The 21,599-nt window shown below is 58.3% G+C and carries 28 protein-coding genes; 4 read left to right on the top strand and 24 right to left on the bottom strand.

Features of this window, described 5'->3' with window-relative positions; genetic code table 11:
• Window positions 1-13: 13 nt before the first annotated feature.
• From BLU39_RS24140 to BLU39_RS28380, 10 genes are all read right to left on the bottom strand, one after another.
• Window positions 14-880 (bottom strand): phosphoadenosine phosphosulfate reductase domain-containing protein, encoded by an 867-nt coding sequence (locus BLU39_RS24140; protein ID WP_254789053.1) that lies wholly within the window; start codon window positions 878-880, stop codon window positions 14-16.
• Window positions 877-1,116, bottom strand: coding sequence for a hypothetical protein (locus BLU39_RS24145; RefSeq protein WP_092717948.1), 240 nt, complete (start codon window positions 1,114-1,116; stop codon window positions 877-879). The genes BLU39_RS24140 and BLU39_RS24145 overlap by 4 nt, the downstream gene beginning before the upstream one ends.
• A complete protein-coding gene (locus tag BLU39_RS28725) occupies window positions 1,110-1,262 on the bottom strand; it encodes a hypothetical protein (protein WP_175539401.1) in 153 nt (50 codons plus the stop codon). The genes BLU39_RS24145 and BLU39_RS28725 overlap by 7 nt, the downstream gene beginning before the upstream one ends.
• Window positions 1,259-3,097 carry a replication endonuclease gene (locus tag BLU39_RS24150; RefSeq protein ID WP_092717950.1) on the bottom strand — a complete coding sequence of 613 codons (1,839 nt, stop codon included), beginning with the start codon at window positions 3,095-3,097 and terminating at the stop codon, window positions 1,259-1,261. Before BLU39_RS24150 ends, BLU39_RS28725 begins: the two co-directional genes overlap by 4 nt.
• Window positions 3,087-3,440: a hypothetical protein gene (locus BLU39_RS29070; protein WP_254789054.1), complete on the bottom strand. Its 354-nt coding sequence runs from the start codon at window positions 3,438-3,440 to the stop codon at window positions 3,087-3,089. Before BLU39_RS29070 ends, BLU39_RS24150 begins: the two co-directional genes overlap by 11 nt.
• Before the next feature lie 101 nt (window positions 3,441-3,541).
• On the bottom strand, window positions 3,542-3,943 hold the full coding sequence (locus BLU39_RS24160; RefSeq protein ID WP_092717953.1) for a hypothetical protein: 402 nt from the start codon (window positions 3,941-3,943) through the stop codon (window positions 3,542-3,544).
• A 119-nt stretch (window positions 3,944-4,062) separates the two neighbouring features.
• On the bottom strand, window positions 4,063-4,413 hold the full coding sequence (locus tag BLU39_RS24165) for an Ogr/Delta-like zinc finger protein (RefSeq protein WP_368087034.1): 351 nt from the start codon (window positions 4,411-4,413) through the stop codon (window positions 4,063-4,065).
• A complete protein-coding gene (locus tag BLU39_RS24170; protein ID WP_046682347.1) occupies window positions 4,323-4,511 on the bottom strand; it encodes a hypothetical protein in 189 nt (62 codons plus the stop codon). Before BLU39_RS24170 ends, BLU39_RS24165 begins: the two co-directional genes overlap by 91 nt.
• A 37-nt stretch (window positions 4,512-4,548) precedes the next feature.
• Window positions 4,549-4,752: a hypothetical protein gene (locus tag BLU39_RS24175; RefSeq protein WP_035820909.1), complete on the bottom strand. Its 204-nt coding sequence runs from the start codon at window positions 4,750-4,752 to the stop codon at window positions 4,549-4,551.
• Window positions 4,753-4,762: 10 nt separating this feature from the next.
• Window positions 4,763-4,966: a ribbon-helix-helix protein, CopG family gene (locus tag BLU39_RS28380; RefSeq protein WP_139178462.1), complete on the bottom strand. Its 204-nt coding sequence runs from the start codon at window positions 4,964-4,966 to the stop codon at window positions 4,763-4,765.
• A gap of 82 nt (window positions 4,967-5,048) precedes the next feature.
• On the opposite strand from BLU39_RS28380, the gene BLU39_RS24180 reads away from it, so the two are divergent.
• The 4 genes from BLU39_RS24180 (at window position 5,049) to BLU39_RS24195 (ending at window position 9,293) form a co-directional block, all read left to right on the top strand.
• Window positions 5,049-5,492, top strand: a complete 444-nt coding sequence (locus BLU39_RS24180) for a helix-turn-helix domain-containing protein (protein ID WP_092717959.1) — start codon at window positions 5,049-5,051, stop codon at window positions 5,490-5,492.
• Window positions 5,493-5,677: 185 nt separating this feature from the next.
• Entirely contained in the window at window positions 5,678-7,066 is a 1,389-nt protein-coding gene (locus tag BLU39_RS24185; protein ID WP_175539402.1) for an AAA family ATPase, read from the top strand.
• Complete coding sequence (locus tag BLU39_RS24190) at window positions 7,059-7,697, top strand: HNH endonuclease (protein ID WP_092717967.1); 639 nt, start codon at window positions 7,059-7,061, stop codon at window positions 7,695-7,697. Before BLU39_RS24185 ends, BLU39_RS24190 begins: the two co-directional genes overlap by 8 nt.
• 147 nt (window positions 7,698-7,844) lie before the next feature.
• On the top strand, window positions 7,845-9,293 hold the full coding sequence (locus BLU39_RS24195; protein ID WP_092717970.1) for an SEFIR domain-containing protein: 1,449 nt from the start codon (window positions 7,845-7,847) through the stop codon (window positions 9,291-9,293).
• Window positions 9,294-9,316: 23 nt separating this feature from the next.
• On the opposite strand, the gene BLU39_RS24200 is transcribed toward BLU39_RS24195, so the two are convergent.
• The 14 genes from BLU39_RS24200 to BLU39_RS28385 all read right to left on the bottom strand — a co-directional run bounded on the left by BLU39_RS24200 (window position 9,317) and on the right by BLU39_RS28385 (window position 21,449).
• Complete coding sequence (locus BLU39_RS24200) at window positions 9,317-10,582, bottom strand: phage late control D family protein (RefSeq protein ID WP_092717973.1); 1,266 nt, start codon at window positions 10,580-10,582, stop codon at window positions 9,317-9,319.
• The gene (locus BLU39_RS24205) at window positions 10,579-11,169 is read right to left on the bottom strand and encodes a phage tail protein (protein ID WP_254789056.1); all 591 of its coding nucleotides are present in this window, start codon (window positions 11,167-11,169) and stop codon (window positions 10,579-10,581) included. Before BLU39_RS24205 ends, BLU39_RS24200 begins: the two co-directional genes overlap by 4 nt.
• Window positions 11,170-11,201: 32 nt before the next feature.
• On the bottom strand, window positions 11,202-14,213 hold the full coding sequence (locus BLU39_RS24210) for a phage tail tape measure protein (RefSeq protein WP_139178464.1): 3,012 nt from the start codon (window positions 14,211-14,213) through the stop codon (window positions 11,202-11,204).
• A 75-nt stretch (window positions 14,214-14,288) separates the two neighbouring features.
• On the bottom strand, window positions 14,289-14,402 hold the full coding sequence (locus tag BLU39_RS24215) for a GpE family phage tail protein (RefSeq protein ID WP_071650284.1): 114 nt from the start codon (window positions 14,400-14,402) through the stop codon (window positions 14,289-14,291).
• An 8-nt stretch (window positions 14,403-14,410) separates the two neighbouring features.
• The gene (locus BLU39_RS24220; RefSeq protein WP_092717981.1) at window positions 14,411-14,719 is read right to left on the bottom strand and encodes a phage tail assembly protein; all 309 of its coding nucleotides are present in this window, start codon (window positions 14,717-14,719) and stop codon (window positions 14,411-14,413) included.
• A 38-nt stretch (window positions 14,720-14,757) separates the two neighbouring features.
• Window positions 14,758-15,267, bottom strand: a complete 510-nt coding sequence (locus BLU39_RS24225) for a phage major tail tube protein (RefSeq protein WP_046682355.1) — start codon at window positions 15,265-15,267, stop codon at window positions 14,758-14,760.
• Window positions 15,268-15,323: 56 nt separating this feature from the next.
• Window positions 15,324-16,499: a phage tail sheath protein gene (locus BLU39_RS24230; protein ID WP_092717984.1), complete on the bottom strand. Its 1,176-nt coding sequence runs from the start codon at window positions 16,497-16,499 to the stop codon at window positions 15,324-15,326.
• Window positions 16,500-16,570: 71 nt separating this feature from the next.
• Entirely contained in the window at window positions 16,571-17,050 is a 480-nt protein-coding gene (locus BLU39_RS24235; protein WP_139178466.1) for a hypothetical protein, read from the bottom strand.
• On the bottom strand, window positions 17,050-17,946 hold the full coding sequence (locus BLU39_RS24240) for a phage tail protein (protein ID WP_092717990.1): 897 nt from the start codon (window positions 17,944-17,946) through the stop codon (window positions 17,050-17,052). Before BLU39_RS24240 ends, BLU39_RS24235 begins: the two co-directional genes overlap by 1 nt.
• Window positions 17,943-18,563, bottom strand: a complete 621-nt coding sequence (locus BLU39_RS24245; RefSeq protein WP_175539403.1) for a phage tail protein I — start codon at window positions 18,561-18,563, stop codon at window positions 17,943-17,945. Before BLU39_RS24245 ends, BLU39_RS24240 begins: the two co-directional genes overlap by 4 nt.
• Complete coding sequence (locus tag BLU39_RS24250; RefSeq protein ID WP_092717993.1) at window positions 18,556-19,467, bottom strand: baseplate assembly protein; 912 nt, start codon at window positions 19,465-19,467, stop codon at window positions 18,556-18,558. The genes BLU39_RS24245 and BLU39_RS24250 overlap by 8 nt, the downstream gene beginning before the upstream one ends.
• Window positions 19,464-19,808 (bottom strand): GPW/gp25 family protein, encoded by a 345-nt coding sequence (locus BLU39_RS24255; RefSeq protein WP_092717996.1) that lies wholly within the window; start codon window positions 19,806-19,808, stop codon window positions 19,464-19,466. The genes BLU39_RS24250 and BLU39_RS24255 overlap by 4 nt, the downstream gene beginning before the upstream one ends.
• The gene (locus tag BLU39_RS24260) at window positions 19,805-20,458 is read right to left on the bottom strand and encodes a phage baseplate assembly protein V (RefSeq protein WP_254789057.1); all 654 of its coding nucleotides are present in this window, start codon (window positions 20,456-20,458) and stop codon (window positions 19,805-19,807) included. Before BLU39_RS24260 ends, BLU39_RS24255 begins: the two co-directional genes overlap by 4 nt.
• 187 nt (window positions 20,459-20,645) lie before the next feature.
• Window positions 20,646-21,449 (bottom strand): hypothetical protein, encoded by an 804-nt coding sequence (locus tag BLU39_RS28385; protein WP_139178468.1) that lies wholly within the window; start codon window positions 21,447-21,449, stop codon window positions 20,646-20,648.
• Window positions 21,450-21,599 lie beyond the last annotated feature (150 nt).

Below are 21,599 nucleotides of genomic sequence, written 5' to 3' on the forward strand. Positions count from 1 at the left end.
TTTACTCTCCGTTCTAATCCGTGCATCCACAATCGGTTAAGGCATCATCGAAGGGGAACAGCTCCCCGTGATTCATCGCCATGTCATACATCGCCTGATAGCTGGGCCTGTCCTTGCGGAACCAGCCGCCAGCACCTGATCCTGCCGTCTGAGCGTTCTTTTCCTGCTGTATCCACCACAGGGCACGGCTGGGCTTTTCGCGGATCAGGGATAGCACCTGGTTGCCGCCTTTCAGGAAGCACAGATCGCAGTTGCCGTGCATCGTCTTGCCGCTCATGTTCGGCAGGCCCAGGTCAAAATCTTGTTCCGCCCAAAACGCGCTGACGTCGGCCACGGTCAGGCCTGCCGCCGCCAAGGGTGCCTCTTTCACTTCGTGCTTGCCGTAATCCTGGTTTGCCAGCCGCGCCACGCGCAAGGGCTCGTCGGCGCGCATGCCGATAAACGTGGTCCACTCGATCAGGCCTATCGATTTCAAGTAGCGCTGCATCGGGCGCACCTTGAGTTCCGCCGTGCAAAAGCGCGCAACAGGGTTCGGAAGAAATTTCTTTTCGTCGTGCAGATCAGCGAATGGCTCGCCATTGCGGCTGGCCGTTGCAAAGTTCACGATGGCAAATTCCTTGCCGCGCGTTTCATTGCGAGGACGGTTTTCTATCCAGACGATGGGAACGCCCCAGCGCTCGCCGCAGTCGCGTACAAATTCAAGGGTCGCTTCCTCTTCCTTGCCAGTGTTGGCGAAGCACACCACAACGTCAGTCGGCAGCGTGCCGCCGTAGGCTTGAATCGTCATCCACAGCATCATGCCGCTGGTACGGCCACCGCTGAACGAAATAACCCCCGGGCCGTCGAACAGGAATGTCCTGTCCATGCGGGAAGCTGTCATGCTGGGCACCCGATAGGCGCGGTTTCCTTCTTGACCGCCTTGATGGCGCCCAGCGGCACTGCCCGGAACATGCCTGCCCACTGGTGATCCAGCTCCACCCACGCATGCAGCTCGCCATTGCCCACGTCGCGGCGCAGGTCGTTGACGGTGCCGGCCTGATAGCCTTCGTCGGTATCGAATGTCACGCGGTCGCCCAAGGCGACTTGCCGCGGCGAATTGGTCAGGGTGGTCAGCATTGCGGTGCTCCTTTCAGTTTGGCGGTAACGCCGCACACGCCGTAGCGGTCGATGGCGGCGTCGATCACGTCGCCGCTGGATGCTGCAACCTCAAAAAATTCAAAGCGTTCGGTTTGCGTGCGAACGATCACGGCATAGGTGCTCATGTGCCATTTCCTTCATGGGGTGGGTTGTCGGTGACGATCAGCCGGGGATAAGGGCAGGCGTTGACGGCCGCCCAGGCGGCAATGACGGCTGTTTTTGCCTCGTCAGGCAGGTCAGGCACGGGCGCCGCCGACGGCGTGGCCGGGGCAGGGCGGTCGGGGTGCGTACAGTTATTTACACGAGTCCGAGGAACGGCAACCCCAACAGCCACCGCGCGAGCGCCTGTGGCCTGTACTGGCGTCCACGTATGGCGCACGGACTTGAAGACGACGCCGATCAGGTCGCTGCAGCGCACGCCGTAGGGCGTGATGCGTTGGGTTTCGCCGTAACGGCCGATGACGGTCTTTTCGTCCTTGGCCAGGGTGACGACCAGCTCTTTGCGCGGCACCAGGGCGCCGCCCTGGGCACGCAGGTATTCGGCCCAGCAGGCGCGCTTTTCGCCGTCGATCTTTTGCACGGCGTCCCAGGCGCGGCGCATGGCGGCCGGGGCTTCGTTGAGCATGCTTTCCTCGATGCGGCGCAGTTCGCGCCACACGGTGACGGGCGCGCCGCCCCATTGCTGGAATTGGCGGATGCCCCAGCATGCAGCCCAGGACTCGACGCGCGCCGATGGCGTCAGCTCGACATCGCCTTCGGTGTCGGCTGTGACGACATAGCCTTCTTTTGTCTTGTGCTCGGCCACGCCGTCGATGTTCTTGGCCACATACTTGGCGATGTAGCCGGCGGCGCTGCCCTTGGCCCAGTCGATGCGTTTCACGTCCAGGCGGCGCGCGAAGGCGCCGGGTTCGCCTCGATCCACGCGCCAGGCGTAGCGCTTCATGATGCGGATGGCGCGGCCCGCCACGTCCAGCAGGTGGGCCGTCTTGTATTTCGCGGTCGGGCGCACGAACAGCAGCAGATGCCAATGCGGGCAGCCGTCGTGATGGGGTTCGGCGATGCGAAAGCCGTACAGACCAATACCCCGGCGCGCCAGCGCGGAGCGGCACAGCGACGTCATTTTGCCCAAATACGCATTCGCCTCGCGTGGCGTGGAGCCGTCGAACTTGTCGTTTGGCTTGCCGCTGTGCTGCATCGCGTGAAAGCGCGATGGGCACGTCCAGGTAATAAAAATGCCCTGGTCGCCGCACTCGCGGGCGATCTGCTCGAAGCCGTTGATGCGCAGCATCAGCTCGCCGCGCCGGATGGCCTTGTTGGCCGTCGTTTTCTCGGCCAGCTCGGCGATGCTGAATTGCTGGCCGTTTTCGTTTTGCACCAGCGTGGCGGCCAGCGCTGCCGCGTTGCGGCGATTTTGCGCAAGGCGCGACAGCACCGCGTCGTTGCTTGCATAGGGTTCGGCGCGATAGTTCACGTAGCCCAGACGGATATTGCCCGCTTCAAAGGCGCGCTTGACGCGCTTGCGCAGTTGGCGGCGCCACCAGCGGGCGTCCACCAGGCGGGCGATGGTGTCGGCCAGCACGTCGAACTCGGGCAGCTCGATGCCATACGAGGCGCATTCGTCTTCCATGATCTGCAGGGCGTGCGTGTCGGACACGGCCATCCACAGCATTTTGGTCACGCCGGCCGCTGCGCGTTCAGCGGTGGCCACGATGTCGGCGTCGCTCTGCGACAGGTCCACGCCAGCCGGCACGTACTGTTCGGCAAACTCGCGCAAAAAGCTGGTGGCGATGGATTCGTAGACCTTGTACCAGGACGACCAGGCCATCTTGGCCATGGCGGCCGTGATGACGCGGTTGCGCCACTTGAACGGGATGCGGGCCAGCTCGGGCGCGAACTGAGCGGATCGCAAGAAGGCTTCGTGACGCTGGGCGTCAGGCAGCAGGATTTGTTTAGATTGCATTCAACAGTCTTTCGTACACACGGATAGCGGCAGAGGTGGCGGCGCGCAGCTCGATGCGCTCTTCCTCGGTAAAGGAGTGGATGGGCGATTCCCAGCGGTCGGCGTCCATGCCGGCGGCGATCAGCACGGAACGGCGGGCGCCACGCGGCGACAATCCCCAGGCCTGGGCCATGAAGGGCGCCAGGTTGCGCGGCTTGATGCTGCGTAGCTGGGCCTTGGCTTCGGCGATGGCGGCCAGCGCATGCCCGGCGCCTGGTGGCGTCGGCATGTCCTTGTCGCGCGCGGCCAGAATCTCGGCGGCAGGCAGGAAGGACAAGTGATTGTCGATAAGGGACGCCGGCATGGTTCAGTCCTTGATGGCGCCGATGGCCCGCAAAACGTCAGGGGTAATGACGATCAGGAGTGACAGCAGCCAGATGCCGCAGGTTTTGGCCAGGCGCAGCATCAGCGTGCCTCTTGCTTTGAAAAGTACTCTGCCCAATAGGACAGCGTGCGCGAGGAGCCATTGCTGTGCCGGACGCCTTGTTCGGTGGCAAACATGTAGTGCAGCTCGATGGGCAGGCCGCCGACCAGCACACGCTGGTGCGCAGGTGTAAAGAAGCCCGCGACGTTCAGCGCTTGCGCATCGCTGATGATGAAGGTGACGTTGGCCGCGCCGAAGGCATGATAGGTTTTGGCAATCTGGTGAACGGAGTAGGACAGCGCGTCGATGCTGGAGCCAGCGCTGGCTTGCAGCAGGAAGCAAGCTGGAGCCACCGGAACAACGCATTGTTGCGGGGCAGGGCGGGCCGTGTTCGGTGCGGAAAGAATGCCGGTTTGCTTGGCGGCGTACTGTGTGGTTTCCATCGATTTCCTTATTTTTGGTTGAACGAATCCCGCACGCTCAAAAAGGAGCGCTGCAGGGCACAGCAAAGGAGGGGAGTTACAGCGGCCGGGTTACGGCGGCGCGAGGATCGGGATAGTCATCAGCAGCCCGCAGTCAGGTCCAGGGCCAGCTGGCTGGTGGCTGCCGTGCGCGCATGCTGGGACATCGGGATGCGGATATCGGCCTTGGGCATGGCGGACAGCGAGAGGGTGCGCAGTACTTCCAGGCCTGCCACGAAGGAGTGCCCGCATTCGGGGTTCTGGCACATGTAGGTGATTTCCTTGAACATGGCAGACATCGTGCGGCTTTTGACTGCGCGGACGGTGTTTTCGCAATGCGGGCAGGGCAGGCCGATGACTCTCATTTCAGCTTTCTTTCCACTTGGTACAGGGCGCGACCGCGACCTGTCATGTTTTTCGACTGTATGCGTAAGCGCGATTTGACGAGCCATTCAGCCGCCTGATCGATACTTGCCAGCCCCTGGCGTTGGCGCACGAGTTCCAGCACCGCGCGCTCTTCGTCATTGAGGTTAATTTGATGATCTGGCATTTTCTGTAACTTTAGAGTTGCTCAAAAGTGACTCGGTTTAAACGCTACGGCGCTGTACGCTGTCGATGGTGGCGTCATCCAAGGCGATCACGGCCAAGGCTTCACGCATCACGATCTGGCGCACCAGCACCGCAAGTTCTTCGCCCTGGTAATTGGCGATCGAGGAAACAAGCTGGTGCTCGTAATCGTCCAAGCGCAGCATGACGCGGTGGCTGCGGATACGTTTTGCATCGGGGTACATGACGTTGTCCTTAGTGAATGGATTTGGAAGCGAGTTCACGCTTGTAATCGGCGAGGCCGCGAAGGATCAGGAAACGGAGAAACCAGGCACGGGAGCGCTCAAGTTTCTCTGCATAGCCTTCAACTTCGTCTACTTCATCAGACGTTAGACGAACGCCAAGAGGCTTAGTCGTGACGCCCTTGGCGGTACGCCTTGCTATGGATACGTTTTTCATAATGTTATGATCTGTAATCGCTATGGTATGGCATAACTATAGCTCTCAAATGAGAGCATTGTAAAGAAGAATTTGCGCACAAATGAGATCAATTGGTGAAATACTAAAAGAAGAGCGTCAACGCTTGGGCATGAATCAAGAAGATTTTGCTGCCGTCGGCGGGTTGAAGCGACGCGCACAAACGCTGTATGAGCAAGACGAGCGTGCCCCGGATGCGCTTTACTTACGAGCGCTGGCAGGGATCGGGGTCGATGTCCACTACATACTTACGGGTGAGAGATTGCAATCAGCCGTTACCTCGGATGAGCGAGAATTGTTGGACGGCTATAGAAGTATGGATGTTCGCGGGAAAGCAGGTGTACTTGGGATGATTGGCGGCATGCGCTCGCCAACGCCCCCAGCATCCCAAGCAGGAAATGCCCCACACGTTGAAACTCACGGGAAGATTGGGCAAAATTTCGTGGGGAATATCATTGGGCCGCAGACTTTTAATGTGGCCGGCAGCGGACGAAAAAAGGAAAAATAGTCTGCAAATGATTCACCTTCTTATGCTTATTGTAATTGCTGCTTGTTTGCTCTGCATAATTTTCAGCAGTTGTATTCCTCAGAAGTGAGCGCTTGAAGCGGGTGAGCCGGGTTGCTCTCTTTGCCATAATATAGTATCGCTTGCGAACGGCTACCCTCGAGCAGGGGCGGAAATTGATTTGCAACGTGAAAACCAGTAATGCTATTTGGCCAATTTATTCTAGCGTTGAAGAACGATGCAGAAATCCAATCGAAATAGATATTTATATTGGAAGGAAAGACGTGAATTCTACTTTAAAGTCGCTAACTATTAGCGGTTGGCGACAGTTTCAGAATGTCTCTATTGAGTTTCATTCTCAATTAACAGTTATTACTGGTGCGAATGGTTCAGGAAAAAGTTCTCTGCTTAACCTGCTGACTCAACATTTTGGATGGCAACGAAATTTTTTGGGAACTCCCCGAAAAAGACGAAATAATGGAAATTTGCAGTTTTTCACAGGTATTCGGAAGTTTGGTGCAATGCCTGCAGGCAGTGCGTCAATTGTGGGAACTTTGACATATACTAACGATGTAATTGCGCAACTTCAGGCGGTTCATGGTGCGCAACAATACGGTGTCGGTATTGTTAATCAACAACCATTGTCGGGGACTTTTATTTCGTCCCATCGCCCGATGCCGTTTTTCAGACCCATACAACAGATAAATACAACTCCCTTCAATGCTGATCAGGCCTATGGAATGTACCAGAATGAGTCATTGCAAAGATTTCAGGGTGGCAATACGGGTACTGGTGGGGTTTTTCGCCTTAAAGAAACTTTAGTTTCATTGGCTTTGTTAGGACCGGCAAGTCAATTGTCCCCGGGAGATGATTTCGCGCTATCCTATTATTTTGGGTTCATAGAGGTACTACGCATCGTGCTTCCAGAAAGCCTTGGCTTTACTAACATATCTATTCGCCAAAGCGATGTTGTTCTTGAAACAGCAACTGGAAATTTTCTCATAGATGCCGCCTCCGGAGGAGTGATATCTTTAATCGACTTGGCATGGCAAATTTATGCATTTTCAAAAACGGATCACGCACGTCAAGCTGAACGTTTTGTCGTAGTAATGGATGAGCCGGAAAATCATCTTCATCCATCGATGCAGAGGACTTTATTAACCAGCTTACTGTCAGCTTTCCCCCAAGCACAGTTTATAGTTGCTACCCACAGTCCATTCATGGTTTCATCGGTCAAGGAGTCAGCAGTCTATGCGCTTCGCTATGCAGCCGTTACGCCGGAGTCATCGGATGGGGAGAGCGATGAGGGACCAGACCCGACCAAGCAGGTATTTAGCGAACGGCTCGACGTTGTTAATCGTGCCGGCAGTGCTGCTGAAATATTGCGCGATGTTCTGGGTGTGCCTGTTACTGTTCCTTTATGGGTGGAAACTCAATTGAGTTCGCTGGTTGATGAGTATCGAGATCGGGAGATAACAGTTGAAAGTCTTAAGGAATTGCGCACCCGCATGACCGAACTTGGATTTGGCGAGATGTATTCAACGGCCTTAGCCGAAGTGGTGGGAGTCAATGATTAAACTCACTAAATTGGAAAAGCCAGCTATTCTTAAGGATAATGCAGCAGCTTGGACGCAAGTGTTGCTGGATCGTGTGGCAAACGGCACTAAACCTTCTGATTCGGAAAAGAATAAATATCGACACCCAGACGTAAAGTCAGTTTTAATATTGGAAACGAACGGTAAATGCGCTTATTGTGAAAGTAAATTATTGCACTCGGGATATGGCGATGTCGAGCATGTTGCGCCAAAATCAACGAATGTCGCTGTGACTTTTGAATGGGAAAACCTAACAATTGCGTGTGATGTTTGCAATACGAATAAAGGAAGTAAGTTTTCTAACGGTGTAGGATTTGTAGATCCATATTTGCATGACCCTGCGGACCATTTCATTATTATTGGAGCCCTAATTTTAGCTAAAGCTGGAAATGATGATGCTAGACTTACCGAAGAAACGCTTAAATTGAATAGAACGGAACTGGTTGAAAGACGTGGTCAAAGGATTCGTAATCTTCGTGATCAAGTAGAAGTAATTCGAAGAGCTCCAGCTGCTCTTCGGTTTATCTTGATCGAAAATTTAAATGAGGAAATTCAAGCGGACAAAGAATTTGCAGCGATTTCACGTGCTTGCATCCCGCTATTATTGAATTAAGAAAGCGCTGATTAATTCAACCTGTAAAATTTCATCACTTTAATAATCAAATACTTACATGCTGAATTTGGGCGAAAATTTAAGATTAAGTTTTAAAATTGAACTTAATTTATCGACCAATAAGTATTTCCATAGCGAAGAGGTTTCATGGATTCAATACCTAAAGTATTCATATCTTACAGTTGGTCTAATTCGGAACATGAACAATGGGTTGTGAATTTCGCCGACGAGCTAGGTGATTCCGGTGTGCATGTGCTTCTTGATAAATTTGACCTGCGCGAAGGACAAGACTCGATCGCGTTTATGGAGCGCATGGTTAATGATCCCGACGTTAAAAAAGTTTTGCTGATATGCGATAAAGTGTATGCGGATAAGACCAACAATCGTACTGGTGGAGTAGGCACCGAGGCTCAGATTATTTCACCAAAGATATACGCAGAGACTGATCAAAACAAGTTCGTTGCGGTAGTCAAGGAGCGCGACGATCAAGGTAATGCATATTTGCCAACTTATTATTCCTCCCGTATCTATCTTGATCTTAGCAGCCAAGAAAATTACGCCACAGAGTTTGAAAAAATTGTTCGTTGGATTAATAACAAGCCGATCCATCAGCGAAAGCCCATAGGGAAGCGTCCGGCATATCTCGATGAGAATCCTGACGTCTCTCTTGGTACGACGCCTTTTTTTCGACGTGCGGTTGACTCGATAAAGGGTGGGAAGCCATTTGCTAGCGCAGCTTTAGTGGAGTACTTTACAACGATAACTTCAAATTTTGAGCGTCTTCGGATCATTAGGAGTACAGAGATGATCTGGGACGAACAGTTCATCGAAAATTTGCATTCCACAATTCCTTTGAGGAATGAGTTAACTCAAGTTTTTGAAACTATCGCTATCTATGACATTAAAGGTGATTTCGGTTCAAAAATTCATCGTTTTTTTGAATCCCTGATTCCTTATTTTGATAGACCCGCTAATGTTACTTCATGGAATGGGCTAGATTTCGATAACTTCAAGTTTCTAGGATATGAATTTTTCCTTCTTGCTATGACGATTTTCATTTCGCATGAGCGTTTCGACTTGTGTGGGAACCTTCTTAACGATGGATATTATTACGAGGGGAATCAAGATTCTGATAAAGAAAAAATAGTCGACTTCTCTCTTTTTAATGGACATATCCAGACTCTCGACATTCGAAACGATCGTATGGAAACGCGATACTTGTCACCTATCGGTATGTTAATGAAGGAACGGTTGACTGGTACAGGAATTACCGAGGTAAAACTAGCACAGGCAGAGTTTGTTGTGTATCTCCGCAGTGAGATATTATCTGTCGCGAAAGAATCGTGGCATAGTTCCTGGTGGCCTAATATGTTTATTTTCGCTAAGTCATCTAATGGTGCATTCGAGATATTCGCTCGTGCGCAGTCAAGAGCTTACTTTGATCGCATCAAGGGGATGTTGGGCGTGAAGCAACTGATTGACTTCGATCCAGTGTTGGAAGCGCACAAAAGTACTCAACGCACCCCTCGGTTTGGTTACAAGATGATGAACATCTCCCAACTGATTGGTTTAGAAAAACTTGCAACGCGTGATTGAAAACCTGCACCGACTTGGGATTTTCAGTAGGTACTAGCACCAGTTTTTTCTGCAGCCTCAGGTTCCTCGCGGTTTTCCCTGATGATGTCTCGCACCTCCTTGATATGCTGCCATGCATGCAGCGCCGCCCGCTTCGCTGCCTGTTTGCTTTTATAAAGATGTTCCAGCGTCTTGAGTGTGCCCGAGGCGCCGGCCAGCTCCTGCCCCGTCTTTTTCTTCTTCGCCGCCACGTCCTTCCATTTGGCCAGCACGCCCGTGACGCCTTCGTCCGGGTCTTTCTCGTCCTCGCGTTCTGCCTCCACCGCTTCCGTCTTCGTCTCAAACTCCACGCGCGTGGTAAAGCCGCTGCCGCCCAGGCTGTGCGTGACCTTGACCGATAGCCATTCGGTGGCGTCGATCTCGGGCTTGAAGCCCTGCACGGTGACGGGCGATTGCGGGAACACGGCCGGGTTGCCCAGGGCCAGGCTCATTTCGAAGGTGGCCAGGCCGCGCAGGATGCGCTGCCATTCGGCGACGGCCGCCGCGCGTGCGTCCGTTTCGTTGGCAAAGGTGGTGCGCAGGCGCTTGCTGTTGCCGGGCACGCCGGCTACGACGCTGCGGCGGCGCGCGTAGCGCTCGTCGTGCCAGAAGGCGCGCACGCCCGTGTAGGCATCGCTTTCGGCGCTGTGGTAGCGGTGGCCATCGCCCAGGGCGCGTGTGATGGGAATGACGGGCAACGCCTTGCCGCTGGCGGTGCGGCTCTGGTTGATGGGGATGAAGAGCAAGGTGTCGTTCTTGACGGTGGCCACCGCATCGTATTTCCTCCCCAGCCGGCGCAGGAAGGCCGCATCGCTTTCGTGGGTCTGGTCGATGTGCTCGACGGCGGTGTCGCGCAGGCGCGCCGAGACGCCCGACGCCAGCTCGTTGCGAAAGGCAATCGCCTCGATGATGGCGCCCAGGGTGGTCTTGTGAAAGCTGTGTTCCTGCTGCTGCTTGAAGGTGTCGATCAGGTTGGCCGACCTGGCGCGCAGGGTGATGGTGTCGGGCGCGCCGCTGTGCTCCACCTCGTCGACGGTGAACTTGCCCATATCCACCAGGCCGGTGGCTTGCCAGCCCAGCGCCAGGGCGATCTGCGCGCCGCGCGGCGGCAGGGCCAGCTTGCCGTCGCTGTCGTCAAGCGAGATATCGAGCTGGTCGCTCTCGTCGCCACGGCACAGGGTCAAGGTGAGATTGATGAGCCGCGGCGAGACGATGGCCGTCAAATCCTTGTCCTCGATGCTGACCTTGAATGCGGGGATATGCTCGCTCATTTGAACTTGTCCGCCGCGCTGCCGATGGCGCCGCTGATGCTGCCGCCGATCTTGTCTTTCATCTCGCTGACCACGCCGCCGTATTTCGACGTGATGCCGCCGACCACATTGCCCACCACGCTGCCAACGGCATTCTTGGCCGCGCCGGCAATGCTGCTGGTCATGCCGTCGATGCTGAGCATGTTTTTCAGGTCGCCGATGTCGCCCAGGCCCACCATGGCCAGCACGCCGTCGTCGTCGCGCTTGAGCGCAATCGAGAATTCGACGCGGCGCGCGCCGCCGCTGCCGTCCAGAATGCTTCGGCCTTCCATTATGCTGGTGATGCGATACGAGCCGAGAATGCGGCCCGTGCCCTGGATCAGAATCCACGATTTACCTGTGTCGGCCATCATTCGCAGCGCATCGAGCGAGTACAGGGAGCCGGTCAGTTCTGGCGCCACCCAGCCCGACAGGGTAATCGTGTCGTCGCCTGGCCCCACGTACTGGTGCGCGTCGCGCAGGCCCACGCGCGCCGTGCTGGCGTGCTTCCATTCCGTTTGCCGCTGCAGCTCGTGATAGGCGAGCGTGGGCAGACTGAATACGAACATTCCTAAAATCATCATCATGGTGTGCATCTTTCTTAATCGTGGTCGCGCAAGGAAGAGCGGATGCGTGCCGCCTTTTCGCGGTCGCGCTGTTCCATGGCCGCATACACGGCGCGGGCGATTGCCTGGGGATCGGAACCGGCTTGCGCCTGGATGGTGATTTCGATCTTGTCGCCCTGGATCGTCATGCCGGCGCCGAGCCCGCCCTTGGCCAGCGGCGCGCGTGTATCGAAGGCGCTGGCGGGCAGGGCGGTGGCCGTGCCGATGGCGATGCCGGCGCCCAATTGCGTCAGGCGCTGCGCCAGGCCCGATACCTTGGCAATCGGCGCGCCCTCGCTGCGATCCAGGCCCACGGCCAGGCCTTGCATGGTGTAGTCGCCGAGCTGGGCAAACACGCGACTCGGGCTGTGGATGCCCAGCTTTTCCTTGAACCAGGCAATGGTGCTGGAACCGGCATTGCTGATGGCATCCTTGACGGCGCCCATGGACCCGGTGATGCCGTTGACCAGGCCGCGCAGAATGTTGGCGCCGCACTCGGTGAACTGGGCCGGCAGCTTGATGCCGAACCAGCTCAGCACGCCCGCGAATGCCTGGTAAAACATGCCGACGGGCGACCAGTTGATGATCAGGGCCGTGATGCTGCCCATGCCGCCAGCGCAGACGGTGCGCAGGCGCGACCAGATATCGGCAAAGAATGCGGAAATAGGCGCCCAGGACGCGGTGATGCGCTGCAGGATGCTGGCGCCGAAGTCGGTGAACTTGGCGGGCAGCGCGATGCCGAACCAGCCTAGCACGCCAGCGAAAGCGCGATAGAACAGGGCGAGCGGTGTCCAGTTGCCGATCAGGGCGCTGACGCCACCGATGCCGCCGGCAAAGGCCATCTTGATCTGCGACCAGATGCCGGTAAAGAAGCCGGCCAGCGGCGCCAGTCCCTTGGCGAGGCGGCCCCGGATACCGGCGGCAAAGTCGGTGAACCTGGCCGGCAGCGCAACACCGAACCAGCCCAGCACGCCCGCGAAGGCGCGATAGAACAGGCCCAGCGGCGACCAGTTGGCGATCAGGTTATTGATGCCGACGAAGCCGCCGGCAAACGCCGCCTTGACGTCTGACCACAGGCCGCCAAAGAAACCCTTAATCGGCTCCCAGTATTTGTAGATCAGGAAGGCGGCGCCGGCGATGACCGTGATGGCAATACCAATCGGGTTGAGCATCAGCGCGCGGCCCAGCCACAGCACGGCGCGGCCCGCCCACATGAAGGCGCCACCCAGGCCGCGCAGGATGGGCGTGAGCACGCCGCCTGTCACACCCATTTTGGCAAACATGACGTGCAGCATGGCATACGGGCCGATCATGGCGGCAATGCCCAGCATCAGCGGGCCGAGCACCAGCAGCAGGCCGGCCAGCACGGCAAAGGCGGCAATCATGACCTTGGCCACGGTTGGGTTGCGTTCCATGAAGCCGTTCAGGCGCGTGATGGCACTGATGGCCATTTCCAGTCCCTGCGCATACAGCGGCAGGATTTTTTCGCCCATGGTGAGTTTCAAGTTGGCCAGCCTGGCCGTCGCTTCCAATTCGGCGCCGCCGGCCTGCTGCTTGCCCAAGTCATAAATCTGCTCGATGTCATACGCACCTTCGTTCAGCTTGGCATTTTTGTGCATCTGGATGCGCTGGCGGAACATGTCCAGAAACTGATTACCGGCCGTACGGTTTGAAAACAAACTGCCGATGGTGTCCTCAATTTGTTTAGGATCGGTGATGCCTTTCTTTTCCAGTTGTGGCAGCAAGACGGTTTCCAGCCACTCAAATTGGCTGCGTCGGAAAATGTCACTGCCCAGCAGGGCCCCTGGGCCAAGGGTGGCGCTTTGCGCAACTTTGTCATGCTTGACCTGACGACGATCTTTAATCAGCCCCAGTTTTTCCATGTTGCTGACGGCGCGCTTGGTGGTGCGCCCCTGGTACAGGTTCGAATAGCCGGACATCAGGGCCGTGCCGGCGCGGTGGCCGCCGACTTCCTGCACCAGTGGTTCCATCTGGTAATAGAACTGCTTGTCGTCCATGATCTTGGCAGCGATGCCACCCGTCTTGATGAAGTTCAGCCATTCCGTTGGCCCGACGCGCCCGCCCGTGGCCGTGATGACCTTTTGCATCATGTTGGCCTGGTCGTGGAATTTCTCCGAGCTGGCCGTGCCGCCGCGCTGCTCGATGACTTTGAGCAAGTCCATGAAGACGCGTTCGTTCTCTTCGCCCGACTCGGCGCCGAAAAATGCCTTGTTGGCAAACTTCATCTTGGCCAGGGTGGGCGCGACCATTTCCGCGTGGTGCAGATCGCCAAAGATCGACATCGCGTCGCGCACCAGTTCCAGGTTTTCGTTTTGGCTGGTGCCGTAGGTTTTCATGTTTTGGGCGAACTGGATCGCCTGCTGGCTGGTTTTCGGCCCCAGCCCCAAGGCATTCACGCGGGCCTTTTCCAGCTGGTAGTGCTTCGCCTCGTGCAGCCCTTTGGCCATGGGCATGGCCATGACCGCACCGGCCGCCGTTGCGCCAGCGCCGGCCATGGCCATATTGCCCGCCTTATTGCGCAGTTTGTCGGCATGCTGGGTGGCATTGGTGACGCGCTGCTGCTTGGCGTTTGCATTGGCCAGCTTCTGCTGCTGCAGCGTCATGGTTTTGTTGGTGGCCTCGATTTCGCGGCGCAGGGTGCGCTCATGGTTGGCCAGGTCTTTGGTGCCGATGCCGGCCGCGCCCAGGCGCTCGCGCATGACCTGCAGTTGTTGGGCCTGCTGCTGGCCGGCGGTCTTCAAGGCGCCGGCCGCTTTGGTGGCGGCGTTAAACTCGCGCGTCATGGCCCGCGTGGGCGTCTCCACCTGTTTCATCTTGGCGGCCAGGCTGGTCACCTTCTGCTGTGCCGCTTCCAGCTTGGTGCGGGTCGCGTCCAGGCCGCCATGCAGCTCGCGGAATTTGCTGATGCTTTTTTGCTGGGCGTTCAAGTCGCGCAAGCGGTCGCTGGTCGCCTTCAATGCCTTGGCCGTGTCGCTGGACCCGCCCATGATTTTTTTCAGCGGGCCGGTGATTTTGTCCAGTGCCGCAAACACTACCTGTAACTTCAAATCCCGACCAGCCATTTATTCCGCTCCGCTTCGCTGCCGGGCGCGTTCGCGCCAGGCCATCAGTTCATCAATCGTAAAACCGTCCATCGCTGCCGGCGTCCAGTGAAAGACGCCCGCAATGTCGGCCATGGCGTCTTCTACTTCGCCGGGGATACCGAAAGGCGATCTGCTTTGCTCGCCAAAAAACCGGCAACCTCGGCGCCCACGGCCAGCAGGTCGGCCGGGTCCATGTTGGCGATGTCTTGCGCGGTCAGGGTCGGCTCGGTGATGCGCGGCAGCACGATCTGCAGGGCCGACACGTTCAGGTTGGCCAGCTCGATCAGGGAAATGCCGCGCAGGGCGCCCGCCTTGGGTTTGCGCACGGTCAGCGCGGTGATGAAGCTATCGCCGCGTTTGATCGGGTCGTCCAGTTCGATGACGGCTTGGTTTTGGGTATCGTTGTTCATGCTGTGTTCCTTGTGGTGGGGTGGTCAGTAAAAGGGGATTACAGGCCGATGGCTTTGCGGATGGCCGCGTTGGTGTCGCCGCCGCCGAAGTTTTCGGTGCCGCTCATGAAGTCCAGTTCGATGACGGTGGCGCCGTCAATCATCAGCTTGTAATAGCTGCAGGCCATCGTGTATTTGTGCGTGGTGTCGTCGCCCATCTTGGCGCCGCCCATGTCGATTTCCTTGTAACGGCCGCGCACGACGACCTCGACGGCGGCGACCGTGCCATCGTCGTCTTCCTGGTAGGCGCCGGCAAAGCGCAGTTGCACGGCGCCGTGCGTGTGCGCGCCGTACTGTTTCAGGGCTTCGGCGATCAGGCCGCCGCCGCTCCATTCCAGCGACAGCGCCTCATTGCCGAAGTCGACGGACACGGGGCCGCTCATGCCGCCGGCGCGGTACTCTTCCATCTTGCGGCTGAGTTTCGGCAAGGTGACTTCGGGCACCATGCCCATGAAGGAGACGCCGTTTTGGAACAAGTTAAAATTTTTCAGTTTGCGGGGCAGGCCCATAATTTCTCCAGTATTTCAATGCGCCCGCGCAGGGGCGGGCAGGGTGGTGATGGCAATTACGCGGCGATGCGCGAGGCGAAGTCGGCCAGGTAGCGGTCGGTAATGCGCTGCTGGAATTTCAGGTTTTCCAGCGGCGGCACGGGCGTGTAGTCGTAATCGATGGCCAGCTTGCCGTCTTTCAGCGCCGTCTTGTCGTTGTATTGCTCGTCATACCAGGCATGGCCGTCGATGATGTAGCCCTGCAATTTCAAGTCGCGGAACTTGGCGTTGATGCTTTCCAGCAGGTCGCGCACCAGGGACGGATGCAAGGGCAGGTCGACAAAGGTGAAATGCGCCTCGGCGATGGTGTCGGCCAGCACCTGGGCCGTGCGCGTGTAGCTTTCGAAATAGAAGAAGCCGCCCGGCGCCTCGCAGGTACGCGAACCCCAGAAGCGGTAGCCGCCCATGTTGATCAGGGTGGTCACTTCCTTGGCGTTGAGCACGCCGGCGTCGGTGGCCGGGTCTTGCAAGTCGAAAAATACGTCCTTGGTGATGCCGGTCGGGCCGTTGATGACGACGTTGGACAGGGTCTTGTGCCAGCCCGTTTCCTCGTCAATCTTGGCGCGCAGGCCCATGGCGTAGGCCACGGCGGAAATGCTCGCCTCCTCATCGATGGCGGTGTTCCAGTCGACAAAATCGGGCCAGATGATCATGACTTCGCGCTGGCCGAACTGGCCGCGATAAGTGGTGGCCGCGGTGACGGTGGCGCAGCCGTAGGCCGACGCATACACGAAGCCGCGCAGCCGCTGCGCCACGCTGGCCAGGGCGTTTGTCACGGCCTGGGTATCGAGGCCCGGCGCGCCCAGAATGCGCGGTTTGACGCCCAGTTTGCTTTGCGCGGCCAGCAGCGCCTGGGCGCCCAGGTACTTGCCATCGGGCGACACGCCGCCCACGGCATTGCTGGTGGTTTCCGCTTCCGTCTCGCCTTCGGCCACGCGCACGACGATGGTCAGCGGTTTGGTCTGCGCGGCAATGGCCTGCAGGCTGCGGTACAGGGTCCCCGTCTTGCCGGCCTTGCCCATGGCGGCCAGCACGTTGGTAACGAGCACGGGCGTGTCGAGCGGGAAGGCCGCCGGGTCGGCGTCGTCGGCCGTGGCGATCAGGCCCAGCACGGCCGTGGAAACGGTGCGGATGGGGCGCGAACCCTCGTTGATTTCAATGACGCGCACGCCATGGTGGTAGTCAGTTGCCATGTGGTTCTCCTTGGTAAATGTGAAAATGTCGGTTGGCGCTTCGGCGCAAGGGCGTTAGCTGCCTGGCACCGCTATAACTGGATGCCTAAAAAGGCCACCTGCATTTGCTCCGGCGCCGCAGCGACAATCACCTGATAGGCTGCGCTGACAGCATTGCGCAGCTGGTCGATGTCGGTTGCCGCAACGACCGCAGGGGCTTCGGTAATGTCCCGCAACGCCCGGCGGGCCGTGTGGATGGCCATCACCATGTCGTTGTCACCCTCGTTCAAGGCGTCATAGCCGAGTCCACACAGGCGATTGAGCAATTGCTCTCGCAAGATCCGCGTGGCATTCAAATGCGCCAGGGCTTTGCCCTGAAAGAGGGTGCCGTCCTGGTCGGGACGAACGGCCCACATGGCTGTCTCACGATCCCAGGACTCGTTTTCCTCGGGCGGGCGGCTGCAATCGACCATGCCGGCGGCCAGCGCCTTGTCAATGAATGCCAAGGCTTCGCGCTCAAAAGCACAGACGGCGGATGTGACGGGATCAATCAGATAGCGCATTGTGTTCATCAGTATGTCTCCCGCCAGAATTGAAGTGTCGGAACGGTTAATTGCACGTTGTAGTTCCATTGATAGGTTTCACCTGGCAGAACGATGACGCTTGCCTTGGTGCCGTAGCCGCCGTTTGAATTGGATATATCGCCGTCGGCATGGACTTCCCCGCCGCTGTCCCTGACGAGCACCATTGCGTGGAACTGACTGTTCGTAAGGTGAATGAAGCCGGCATTGATATGCATCACGCGGCCGGTGCTATTGGTGTAGTTCACGTTGGGCAGGCGACTGGCCGGGGCGACGTTATGGCGCCGCAGATCGCCTGGCGCCTTGCCGGCCAGCGCTTCCTGCAGGCCGGTGATGCGGCTGATGGCCAGTTGCGGAATGCGTGCGATGGAGAGCACGCCGCTGATGACATCAGCCGCGTCGTGCTGGTGCCCAAGTTTCGCGGCGTATTGTTCGACATAGCCCCGCGTCGCCAGCACGATGCTGGGATCAATCTTCAGCTCGATGGCGGCCGTGCTGGCGACGATCAGCACCACACGTACCACCTGCGTGCGCGCGCTGCCTTCGGCCATGACGGGCTTGTAGCTTGGCGGGCAGTTGGCCACCGCGCACAGATCGCCCGCCTCGTCGTAAAGACCGATTTCGCGTATCCACCAGCCGCCCACCTCTTCGGGCAGCACCTGTTCGGCGATGATCTGGCTGGGGTTGGCCGGGTCGATGGCAAGCTGGTTCAGGTCGGCGCGGCGCACTTCGCGTACCAGCGCCTTTTGCATGCGGTCGGGGATCGGCAAGGCGCCGTTACCGTCGCCCACGCCCATTTTTTTCAGTTTCAGGGTTTGGCCCAGGGCGATGGCGTTCGCCAGCTTGGCCTCGCCTACCTGCGTCAGAATGGCAAAGTATGTGCTCATGGATAGATGGTCATGGTGTCAATGGTATGGGATGCGCCGGCTTGCAACAGCGTGCCGCGCACTTCGATTTCTTCGGCGATCCACGGGTAGACCGTCATCGCATCGCCGTGGTAGGTGGCCAGGCCGATCTGCACCTGGCCCCGGCTTTCCAGATACAGCGCCAGGCCCGTCAAATGCCGGCTGACGGGCTTGGCATCGGCGATCAGGCGTTCCATTTCCTGAAACATCGCGTCCGTGATGCCCGTGTCGAGCACGCCCACGTCGAGACGGAAGGTGCCCGGCACGCCGGGCGGCGTGGTCTGCCACCATTCGGTGATACGGATCAGGTAGCCCAGGGACTCCACTACGCGGCGCACCGCGGCAATGGTGCCCTTGTGCTTGTGGATGAAGTAGGACGCCTTGATCGTGCCGCGCTTGATCGACTCGGGCCAGACGTCATCCCAGCGGTCGACGGAACAGGCCCAGGCCAGGAACGGCAGCAGATTGACGGGGCAGCGGTCGGCGTTCCACAGGTCGCGCAGCGGCACGGGCACCTTGACCAGCTCGGCGCAGGCCACGGCAATGGCGCGCTCCAGCGCCGTGGTGTTGGGCGGCAGGGTCGGCACGATGCTATTCATCGAGCACCACCACGTTCAAGTTGATGCCGGTGCAGCGCGCGGCCTGGGTGGCGTCCAGTTCGATATCTGCGGCCGGGCTGGCCAGCACCACCTTGCGCACGCCCTCGACGTGGACGGCGGCGCTGCAGGCGGAACGATAGATGCTGTGGCCCAGCGGGCGGCGCGGCTGCGACACGCGCGCGGCGTTGGCGCGCGCGGCGTCCAGCAGAATCGGCACTTCCGGGCCGACGCCGATAAACAGGGTGGCTTCGATCTGGTAATCGATGACCTGGGCGGCCTGTACCGTGAGGCGGTCGCCCAGGGGGCGCACTTCCTCGGCGTTGAGCGCGCGCGCCACGGTGCCCAGCAGCGCGGCATCGGCAATGCCGGTGACGTTGTTGGCCAGCACGGTGACGATGACGTGCGCCGGCGCCGGGCTGGTGGCACTGGCGTCCTTGACCTGGCCATCGCTGCTGCGCGCATGAAATTCATACGACGCTTTCGGGCCGGCCACGGACAGGCCGTCCGGCGCTTCCTGGATGCGCAGGCGGTAGGCGTCGTTGTCTTCCATGACAGCGGCCACGGGCGGCAGGGCATTGGGATTGGCCGGCGTGATGACCAGGCGCGCCACGTTGACGTTGGCGCCCAGTTGATCGAGGTCGCCGTCTAACGCAAACGCCAACATGACGGCCTTGCCGGCGTCGTTGACGCGGTTGCGCAGGATGGTTTCCTGATAGCTGTTTTCTTCCAGCAGCTTGGTGGCTGGCTCCGATTCCAGTTCAAGCAAGGCCGTGACGGCTTCGCGCTCGGCTTCCGGTAGCAGGCTGACCAGGTGGGCTTTGCGCATGGCCAGGATGGTTTCGAAGTCCAGGGCTTCCACCACGCTGGGCGCCGGCAACTGGGTCAGATCGATGGGCGTGCTCATACGCTGCCGCCTTGCTTGACAGGCACGGATAGGGTGATGCCCTGGCCATTCGCCGTGCCGTCCAGCAGCAGGGCGATGGCGCCGTCCGTATCGCGCGTGAGCTGCACGCTGGCGAGCTGCAGGCGCGGCTCCCAGCGGCGCAGGGCAAAGGCGGTGGCGGCGTAGATGCGCAATTGCGTGGCACTGTTCAGGGGCTGGTCGATCAGCTCAGGCACTTCGGAACCATACCGGCGGCGCCGGATGCGCGAGCCGATGGGCGTGGTGAGGATGTCGGTCACGGACTGGCGCAGGTGGCCCAGGCCCGTCAAGCTGCGCCCGGTGGCGGCGTGCATGCCCATCATGATTGCGGCCCGCCCGACTGGTCGCCACCGGCTTTGACGCCGCCGTGCGGGTGCTTGGCCAGGCTGATGGCGCCGGCCAGCACGTCTTCGCTGGCTTTGACGGTGCCTTGCACGGCCATGGCCACGCCGCCAGCGGCGCCGGCCTTGGCGTTCACGCCGCCGTTCAGGGCGGTGGCGCCGTTGACGATCAGGTTTTTCATGACGGTCAGGTCGCCCGTGCAGATAGTGCTGGGCGCGTTGGACGTCACCTTTTCGGCGGTGATGGTGGCGGTACCACCGGGAATAAGTGCCGTCAGGGCGTGGTCCGCGTGGTCATACTGCACCACGGCGCCGTCGGGGTAGTGCGTGGTGTGGATGGTGTCGCTGGTTTCGGGAGCGTCAAATTCCTGCGAGTACAGGGCGGGCAGAATGATGCCGCGCGTCAGGTCGCCGCCCGGGGAAAAGACGATCACTTGTTCGCCGACGGTGGGCGCCGACCAGGTGCGCGTGCTGCCGGCGCGCCGGGTGGCCCATTTCAGCCATTCCGTGGTGAGTGTCGGCCCGAGCCGCACACGCGCCTTGGCCCCTTTGACCTCGGCAATGGTGCCCAGGCGGATCAGGTTTTGCAGCAAGCGGAGGAGGTCGGACAGGTCGGCGTTCATGCAATGCATGTTGCCGAAGTCCGCGTGCGGATGCACGCGGGGGCGGGTTGATATGTGGCTTAGCGACTATGGCAGCTCGTGATGCATAAACGTATATTTCGCAAGTAGGTGGCAATGTGGCGAAGTCCGAGGCTTTTCGTGCCGGTTCGACTGATTGCAGAATTAGGCATCATTGTCATATTGCGCGGATGTTCTTTTAAAAGAACGCCCTAAATTGAGAGGCAACGAGATTGGTGTACTGGTGCAATGCTTGTAATGTCTGAACGACTGCCACCGGCCCGCTTGGTGTCTCGATTGCCACAATCGCATGTCCCTCAAATGCTCCATTCACAGACTTAAGAGGACTGTTGGTTCTTAATTCCATAAGCACGGTTCCTGGAAGTAGTGGGCCTACCCACACCGTTACATCTGGCTGTACGTTTGCCGACGCGTCTTCGTCGGAATAAAACGAAACATCGAAGTCATGGCCCATTTCCGTGGGAGCTAAAACAACGACAGACGGAACTTTATGCTTGTCATCATTGCTTAGTGATTGAAGCAGAACAAGTGCATCGCGCTCAGGAGTTCCAAACTTGTGTGAGCCGTCTCGTTGAAACGGCTGCAACTTTTCAATCAATTCGGCGGCAGCCATAGGGAGTTGGTTGATTTTTTTTCGCCCGTCCTTTTCGAATTTTTCTCGATCCTGGTAGATTGGAAATGCGATACTGATGGGTTTCTCTGGAGGATCGCACTTGACTCGTGCAAGTGCGAAGACAAGATTATCAAGAGCGCTGCGAAGGTTATGCACACACTCCCCGAACTGGAGACTCCATTCGTCAAGTGATGGCGCTATTGTGAAATCCTTCTGTATTAGCTGGAACCCCAGACGTCCATCGCTTAGCTTGCAGTCAGCAGTAACTGGATTGTTGGCAGCCCAGTCAGAAATTGAGTGGGAGAGCAATTGCACTTGCTCACAAGCGCGATTCAACTTCAGCTCAACGGATCGTATTAGTGCCGACATTCTTGCCCCCTGAATACTAAAGTTAAATATAACTGGCGCACATGATCGAGGCCTTGTTAATTGGAAGAAAATCGCACTCATACGTAATGAGTACGCTCGTGCCTGCTGGGAAATATGGAATGTTTGGTCCGATTTTATGGAAAAATAAAT

Source organism: Janthinobacterium sp. OK676, from assembly GCF_900103595.1.
Taxonomy (GTDB): domain Bacteria; phylum Pseudomonadota; class Gammaproteobacteria; order Burkholderiales; family Burkholderiaceae_D; genus Janthinobacterium.